At 75.7% G+C, this 1,886-nt stretch carries 1 protein-coding gene and 1 pseudogene; both read right to left on the bottom strand.

Going from position 1 to position 1,886, the window contains the following annotated elements; translation table 11 throughout:
- On the bottom strand, positions 1 to 1,342 hold a 1,342-nt coding region (locus MHW47_RS35005; RefSeq protein WP_239227852.1), incomplete at its 3' end, for an acyl-CoA dehydrogenase family protein.
- Positions 1,343 to 1,394: 52 nt separating this feature from the next.
- Positions 1,395 to 1,886, bottom strand: a pseudogene (locus tag MHW47_RS35000) (3-oxoacyl-ACP synthase); the annotation flags it as partial.

Genomic DNA, 1,886 nt, shown 5'->3' with positions numbered 1-1,886 from the left:
CGGCGGCCATGGCGGCGGCGAGCAGCGCGGCGGCGGCCCTGGCGTGGACGGCGAGGTTGTCGCCCTCGGCGGTGATGGCGCCCTCGACCCCGGTGACCAGCGCGGCCATGCCGTTGGTCTCCAGCAGTCCCTGGGCGCCGCAGCGCTCCCGCGACTCGACGATGACCGCGCGGGCCTGCCAGGTGATCCACCCCTTGGCGATGTCCACCAGCCGTTCGGCCGCCTCGCGGTCGGGCTCGGGGGCGGTGGCGGCGGCCTCCCAGCGGTCCAGGACGCGGCGGTGCAGCAGGCTCATGGCGAAGACGGTGGCCATGGCCTCGGCGAGCGGCCCGTGGTGGCTGCGGTACGCGATCACCGGCAGCAGGCGCGTGCCCCGGCCCGCCGTCACATGGCGGTGTCCGCCGTAGCGCACGGCGACGGCCAGCGTGGCCCGGGCGGAGCCGACGGCGCTGGCGCTCATGCAGATCCTGCCGGGGACCACCCGGGCGATCGAGGCGAGGAAGCGGCGCCTGCGGCCCTCGACGGCGCTGTGGAACACCCCGTCGTCGCCGATCCGCCCCTGCGGTCCGGACAGCAGCGCGTCGCGCGCCACGAAGACGCGGTCGAAGGAGGTCAGGCAGTGGTCGACGGGGCTGCCCATGCGGGCCGGGAGGCGGCGCACGCGTACGCCGGGCAGGGGCCCGTCGGCGTCGGTGAGCGGCACCAGGAACAGGAACACGCCGTGGTCGGTGCCGTCGGCGACGAGGCGCGCGGCGACGAGCCCGGACTTCGGGCCGCCGGCCCGACCGGTGTTGGGCATGAACTTCTGCGCGCCGCCGTGCGGGGTGTGCAGGACGAATCCGTCGCGCACGGGGTCGTGGGTGGCGGTCGTCTCGACGGCGGCGGCGTCGTTCCCGTGGGCCACCTCCGTACACAGGAAGGTGCCGGTCCGGCGCAGTTCGAGGAAGTCCGAGAGGTCCCGGGAGCCGTCCGCGCCGTGGTCGAGGAGGCTGCCGAGGAAGAGGTTGTAGTGGATGCCGGCGATGGTGGCGAGCGCCGGGTCGACGGGGGCGAGCCATTCGTGCAGGGCGGCCAGCGCCCGGACGTCGCAGGCCGGGCGGGCGGCGCTGTCCAGGGCGTCGTTGAGGGTGCGCAGCCGTGCGTACGCGCGGACGAGCCGTTCCTCCGGGGTGCCGCCGGCCTGGGGGCCGGGCGGCAGACGGAACGGGTCGGTGGCGACGAGCCGGCGCCAGAATCCGTGCTCGCGGCGGGCGTCGGCGCCCAGCAGTACGGAGGTGAGCGGGCGGTCAAGGGGCTCGGCGCCGGTCTTCGAGGCGCCGGGGCTGACGAGCGTGGTGGTCATACAAGGCTGAACGACTGTCGCACGATCAGGACACCGGAACCCGCGCAGTTGTTCACCTGACGGAGTGTCCGGCGTGTGCGAAGGCGAGGACCACGTTGTGTCCGCCGAAGCCGAACGAGTTGCTGAGGGCCCGCTCGACCGGCAGCCGGCGGGGCTGCTTGGTCACGCAGTCGATGTCCCATTCGGCGGGCGGGGCGTCCAGGTTGGCGACCGGCGGGATCACCCCGTGCTCCAGGGTCAGCACGGTGGCGGCGGCCTCGATGGCGCCCCCGGCGGCGAGCGTGTGCCCGAGGACGCCCTTGGGCGCGGTGACCGGGGGGCGGTGCGGGAAGAGGCCGGCGATCAGCGTGGCCTCCATCGCGTCGTTGAGCGGGGTGGAGGTGCCGTGGGCGTTGACGTGGTCCACCTGGTGCGCGGCCCAGCCCGCCTCGCCCAGGGCGGCCTCGACGGCTCGCCGGGCGCCGCGCCCCGCGGGGTCCGGGGCGGTGGGATGGTGGGCGTCCGTGGTGGACCCGGCCCCGGCGAGGACGGCCCGGGGGCGGGC

Origin of the sequence: Streptomyces sp. OfavH-34-F (assembly GCF_022347745.1) — a bacterium.
Taxonomy (GTDB): Bacteria; Actinomycetota; Actinomycetes; order Streptomycetales; family Streptomycetaceae; genus Streptomyces.
The sequence above is the reverse complement of the archived record's forward strand: the minus strand, read 5'-3'. Positions and strand labels throughout refer to the sequence as shown.